General features: G+C 72.2%; 3 protein-coding genes and 1 pseudogene. 3 read left to right on the top strand and 1 reads right to left on the bottom strand.

From position 1 onward, the window contains the following. Positions 1 to 38: 38 nt before the first annotated feature. Entirely contained in the window at positions 39 to 1,106 is a 1,068-nt protein-coding gene (locus ACG2DA_RS10245; RefSeq protein ID WP_395255513.1) for a hypothetical protein, read from the bottom strand. 778 nt (positions 1,107 to 1,884) lie between these two features. Here ACG2DA_RS10245 and xrtU point away from each other — a divergent pair. The 3 genes and pseudogenes from xrtU to ACG2DA_RS10260 form a co-directional block, all read left to right on the top strand. Beyond that, on the top strand, positions 1,885 to 3,579 hold the full coding sequence (gene xrtU / locus ACG2DA_RS10250) for an exosortase U (RefSeq protein WP_395255514.1): 1,695 nt from the start codon (positions 1,885 to 1,887) through the stop codon (positions 3,577 to 3,579). 15 nt (positions 3,580 to 3,594) lie between these two features. Beyond that, the gene (locus ACG2DA_RS10255; protein ID WP_395255515.1) at positions 3,595 to 5,250 is read left to right on the top strand and encodes a tetratricopeptide repeat protein; all 1,656 of its coding nucleotides are present in this window, start codon (positions 3,595 to 3,597) and stop codon (positions 5,248 to 5,250) included. A gap of 682 nt (positions 5,251 to 5,932) precedes the next feature. Continuing rightward, positions 5,933 to 6,122 (top strand): annotated as a pseudogene (locus tag ACG2DA_RS10260) (hypothetical protein); the annotation flags it as partial.

The raw sequence follows: 6,122 nt of genomic DNA on the forward strand, positions 1-6,122 counted from the left end.
CTCCGTCCCGCGGTTCGTCAGTCACCGGTCGCAGTGGTTTACGGGCCGGCGGGCGGCACGACCGGCGGGGGCCCCGGCGGGGTGAACGGGGGGCCCTGCGGAGACTGGGCCCGCGGGTTCCGCCGGTTGAAGCCGGGCGGATCGTCGTCATCGTCGTCGTCATCGTCGGCGAGCGCGGCGCCGATCCCGGCGCCGATCAATGCGGGGATCAGCAGGCCGCCGCCCCCCACTCCGGCCCCCCCGCCGCCGACGCCCCCGGCGCCGCCTCCGAAGCCGCCGCCGCCCGGGAAGCCCGGTCCGGGCGGGATAAAGCCGGGCGGCCCCGGCTCCGGACCTTCGCCAAGCGCCAGAACCACGTCCGATCCGGGAGCCTGCGTGACGGAGAACGCCGGCCCTTGTTTCACGACCCGCCGGAACACGACCGGTCGCATGGCGACGGCTTCTTCTTCGTCCCCCTGCTCGTTGATCACCGCGTTCTCATCGACGCTCGCGGCCACGTTCAGCCCTGTCACGCTCGCGCCGGGCTCGGAACTGTTCTCCGGAGTCCCGATCGAGACCACCGTATGAACGCCGGGCTGCAACGTGAGCGGCAGCCTGAACTGTCCGTCCGCGTCAGCCTTCAGCGTGGCGACCAACTCGCCGGAGCGGATCAGGTAAATGTCCGCGAAGGGGACCGGCTGCAGCGTGCCGGTCGCGTCGTACTGGTCGATGCGGCCGAGGTCTCCGGGACGCACGCTCGCAACTTGCCGAGTCGTCGTCACGGGGTCCGCATCAGTCGGCCGCACCGCTAGCGGGGCCGGCATCGCCGCGGGGCTCGGCGGGGGCACGACGCCGGCGGGGACGCCATCCGGCACGACGTTCGCGCCGGGGACCGGCGTCGCGACGGGGAACCGCCGGGCGAGAATCGTCCGGGCCAACGCCCAGTCGGACGCCGGCGCGACCAGCGGCAGCGGGCCGGGGCTGTCGGGAACGACTTCCCCTTCGACAATCTTGTAGGCGGACAACGCGATCCCGCCGTCGGATTGTCCCACGATGGAATAGACGCCCGGCGGCAACGCCCCCGATTCCATCCCGCCCGCCGGGCCGAGCGATCCGGCGGCGACCACGCGACCGTTCCGGATCAGCCGGACTGTCGCCGGGTCGCCGTCGACGGTCCGCAGCAGCGGGGGAAGTTCCTCCTCCGCGGCGAGACCTCCGACATCAGCATTTAGAGGCTCCGAGGCTTCAGGCGCCAGAGGCTCCGAATCGAGGAGCAGACTCTGAGCGACGGCGTTATCGGAGGAGAGTCCGCTCAGAACGCAAGCCGCGGCGAGAGCCGCGAGCGTCCGAGATCGACGATTAGAAAGCGGAGGCATTGGGATCTAACGTCTGGGAGGTCTTGGCAGGCAGGGCAGGCTCAGAGTACCTACGACCGGAACTGCGCACAATCGCCTACTTGCCGGGGTCGCACCGGTTTTCACAGGGGGAGAATGCCCGGGCGGCCGTCGGCCGCGGTCTTCGTCACCTCAAACAGTGTCCTGTCAGGGCGTCGCCGGCCTGGGGGGGCTCGTAACGTAGCGGAGGCGACATTCAAAAGCGGTCGCCTGTACCGCGGCGGCGGACGCCGCAACCCCTGAACAGTCCGGGGCGACCGTGGGAGGACGCGAGGCCGCCCCGCCCCGTTTTTCAACGTCGTGATCGGTTCGATTGATGCGGGGACGTCTCCCCGGCGATCTTTGTCGTCTAAGAGGTTGCCGGCGGGTCGCGGCACTGGAATATGGGGCTCCCCCCGAACCTGACGCCAGGCTCCCCCGACCGTTGTCCTCCGTCACCGTTTCTTCTTCCCCCGCCGGAACGGCCGAGTCCTCGCCCGGGGGGACGAATCAGCCCGAACGATCCGCGGACGTGCGGCGGTGGTTGCCGCTGGCTGCGGCGGGGGCGGCGGCGATCGCGTTCGGGCCGCTGCTGGTCGACACCGTCGCCCGGTTGTGGGAGAGCCCGCGGTTCGGACACGCCCCGATCATCTGGGCGGCCGCGGCGGCGATCGGGTGGTATCGGCTGCGCGAGGACCGGGAACTGCGACGGCTGGAACGCGAGGCGGGCCGGGAGGTCGCGGTCTCGACGACGCCGCGTCCCGTGCCCGAACTGCTGCTCTGGACGGCGGCCCTCCTGCCCAGCGTCGGGGCGGTGTGGCTGTATTCGCCCTGGCTCACGCTGATCGCGGCGTTCCTGGCGGTCCCGGCAACGATCTACTCCCTCGGCGGGCGGGCGGTCCTCCGGCCGGTCCTGCCGGCGTGGGCCGCGATCTGGACCACCCTGCCCCCGCCCTTCGACCTGGACGAAGTCCTCGTCCTGCGGCTTCAGCGGGGCGCCACGGGCCTCGCCAGCTCCGCCCTCGATCTGCTGGGACGGCGGCATCTCCCGGCCGGGGTGACGGTCGAACTGCCCGGCCGCAGCTATTTCGTGGAAGAGGCCTGCAGCGGCGTGAACAGCCTCTACGCCCTGCTGGCGGTGACGGCGCTGGGACTGGCGTGGGCGCGGCGGGGCTGGCCGCGGTGGCTGATCCTCCTCCCGGCGGCGATCGTCTGGGCCGTGGCGGCGAACGCCGTCCGGGTCACCGCCGCGGTGGAACTGTCCGCCGGGTACGGCCTGCCGGTCGCCGAGGGGATCGGGCACGACGTCCTGGGGGCACTCACGTTCGCCCTCGCACTGGGACTGACGCTGAGCACGGACACGCTGCTAGCCCTGATCGTCCCGCCCCGGGCGGACGTCGCCGCGGACGACCCGGACGCGACCGAGGCGGCCGCGGAGCCCGCCGCCGGCTGGTTCCCGCGGACCGTCCTGCCCCGGCCGGCGGTTTGGGGAACGCTCGCGGTCCTGCTGCTCGTCACGGCGGGGTGGGGTTTCACGCGAGGGGTGGACGATCGGGCGGTCGCCGCCGTCGACGCCCCAGACAGGCTGAAGCCGGCCTTCGAAGACTCCCTGCCCGAAACCTGGAACGGCTGGCGGCGCGTCGGGTTCCGCAACGTCACCCGCGACAGCGGGCACATCGACGGGGCGTACTCCTCGGTCTGGAGCTACCGCCGCGGCAACTTGAGGGCGGAGGTCTCGATGGACGGCCCGTTCGCCGACGGCTGGCACGACCTCCAAATTTGTTACACGCACAGCGGGTGGAACTGCACCGACGCGGTCGACCGCGTCACCCGGTCGGACGCGGGCGAGGACGGATCGGCGGGGGACGTCTACACTCGGTTGGATCTGGAACAGCCGCTCGGGCGGCGGGGCGTGGTGTTCTTCACCTCCTACGCGATGGACGACGACAAGAACCTCGGCCCCGACCCGGCCGCCCGCATGATGATGACGGACCGGTACGAAACGCTCCGGGACCTGCTCCCGGCCGGTTCGCGGGGACTGAAGGGCCGCGAGCCCGGTTACCAGGTGCAGACGTACGCCCCGACCTACCGGCCGCTGTCCGAGGAGGAGGTGAACGCCGTGCGCGACCTCTTCCACGAGATGCGGGGGCGGCTCGCCGCCCTGCCGCACGCCGACCCCTCGCACGCCGCCGGGCGGGACGCCCGCGACCGCGAACCCTCCGCCTGATTTCCGCCTGACGTCATGGGACTGTTCCGCCGCCGCCCCGACCTGCTCGGCGACGCCGACGACTTCTCCGCGCCGCCGTGGCGGGTCCGGCTCGGCCGGAGTCTGCGGGGCGCCGCCGGCGCCCCGGTGGAGTGGGTTCGCACCGCCCGTCAGTGGCCGCGGAGGTTCTGGGGCCAGCCGGCGGAGGACGGCGGGCGGTCCTGGGGCCGCGTCGCCGGGGCGTTTCCAGCGGCTGCGGCGGGGGTCGGCCTGGTCACGTTCGCGTTCGTCGGCCACCACCAGCGATCCGGGCTGGCGCGGGAATACGAGATTGCGGCCCGGGAAGCCGCCGCCGAGGGCGACGCGGACGCCGTCGTGCTCCTCCGCCGGCGCCTCGGCGAACTCGGCCAGAACGGCGAGAGGGATCGCCTGCAGCTGGCCGCGGCGTTGTCCGCGGCCGGCCGCGACGCGGAGGCGTTGGAACTGCTCACCGGCCTGCTCGGCGGCCCGGACGACCCCGGCTACGCCCCCGCCCACCTGCTCTTCGCGCACAAGCTGCTCGAAGAACCGGACGCCGGAGAAACCGACGACGAGGAGCCGCAAACCGCCGAATCAAACACGGCCGCGCCGAGCCGGGAGGCGAGACGCCGGCAGGCTCTCAGGCATCTCACCGCGGCCCTGGAGGCGGCGCCGGACGACGACAGAGTGGCGGGCGACGCCGCGTCGCTGCTGATTAAAGCCGGGGCCCCCGCGGCGGCGGCCCCGCTGTTGGAGCGGTTGGCGGCGGAACGACCCGAGATCTGGCCGGACCTGATGCGGCTCTACGTCGGCCTCGGTCGGCCCGAGGACGCCGCGCGGGCCGCCGAGGCCGCGACGCCGGTGCTTCAAAACCGGCTCAACCGCAACCCGCTGGACCGGGACGCCCGCCTCCGTCTGGCGGACGCCCTGGTCCGCAACGGCCGGTTCGACGACGCGGTGTCGACCCTTGCCGCGGGCCGGTCGCTGCACCCGGACGGGAACGTCGACCGGTTGCTCGCCGCGGTGCACGTCGGCGAATACGACCGGTCCGTCGCCGCCCGCGACGGGCGGCTGGGCCGGCGCCTCCTCCTGCTGGAGCGGGCCCTAAAGTACGACGCCGGCTTCGGTCCGGCGCTGGAGCGGCTGGCGACGTTCGCCGCCACGGCCGCGGCGCAGTTCGACCGAGACGTCGCCGCCCCCACCGTTGAGGACGCGCGGCAACTTTTGGAACGCATGCTGGCCTCCGGCGAAGCCCCGGCGGGGGTGCACTTCGCCCTCGGTCTGAACGCCCTGCAGGCGGACGACCGGGAGAAGGCGTTCTTCCATTTCGAACGCGCCCACCAACTGGACCCGAAGCTCGCCGAGGCCGCGAACAACCTCGCCTACCTCCTCTCCCAGCAGGACGACCCGGACCTCGAGCGGGCCCTCGCTGTAGCCGACGCCGCCGTCGCCGCCGCGCCGAACCACCCGCAGGTCCGCCACACCCGCGGGGTGATCCTCGCGGCGCTCGACCGCCCCGAGGACGCCCTGCTCGAATACGAGCGGGCGATGGAACGCGGCCTGACGCGCTCCCCCGAGGTCCGGGCCGAAGTCGCGGACCTGTACGACCGCCTCGGCCGCCCCGAACTCGCGGAGAGTTTCCGCAACGGCCCGGCGCCGTCGTCCGCTGAATGACGGCTCCCGGCAGCGGAGCGGCTCACTGGGTTTCCGTCCGATTGTAATTCCAAGACGAAGTCGTTCGGCCCCTGCCGAGGCTCCGCCGAATCGGAGCGGAAGTTCGCTCAGCACCGCGCTCGCCCCGACTGGCCGCGGGTCTGTTTTCGACTGATCAACGCGATCAATTGATTAACGCCATCAACCCACACCGGCCGCGGCACTCTTCCCTCAAGGGCGATGAGTGGCTCCAAGCGCCGCAGGCTGATGTGCCGAAACCGAGTCGGTTTAATCCTCGGGGCACTCTTGGCATTTCGCTTCGACCCGTCGCCGGACCAGGCCAGTCTTGAGACCAACCTTTAATTCCGGGAGGCTCGGGAGGCGCGTGCGACGCGGCTCGAAACGTTGGATCTGCCGGTCCCGGTTCGCGACGTCGGCGGGCAGGAGCTGACCTGGAACAGCAACGGGCCCGCCCCGGCCGTCTCGCGTTATCCTGAGCCGACCGGGATCGGCGAGGTCCTCGCCGGCGACCGATCGCTCCGACGCGGGGGGCGCCGGAGGCGCGCCGGGGCGTGACGCCCCCCGTTGCGGACCGGGCGACGCCCGCCGATGACGAGCGGGTCCGTGGGGCCGCGGGACCGCCGCCATTCTCCCGCAGCTCGGAACAACAGACGCCAACCCTCGATCGACCGGAGACGCGCAGATGAGCCGCTGGGCACGCCGACTGCTGGTCGGCCAAGGGCTTTATTACGTGGCGACGGGCGTCTGGCCGCTCGTCCATATCCGGAGTTTCGAGTTCGTCACCGGGCCGAAGACCGACGACTGGCTGGTGCAGACCGTGGGGGCCCTGGTCCTCGCGATCGGCGGGACGCTGCTCTACGGCGCCCGCCGCG

Origin of the sequence: Alienimonas sp. DA493 (assembly GCF_043951915.1) — a bacterium.
In the GTDB taxonomy this organism is placed as follows: Bacteria; Planctomycetota; Planctomycetia; order Planctomycetales; family Planctomycetaceae; genus Alienimonas.

Coding starts and splice junctions, on each gene's coding strand:
- ACG2DA_RS10255 (WP_395255515.1), top strand. CDS start 3,595: ATGGGACTGTTCCGCCGCCGCCCCGACCTGCTCGGCGACGCCGACGAC.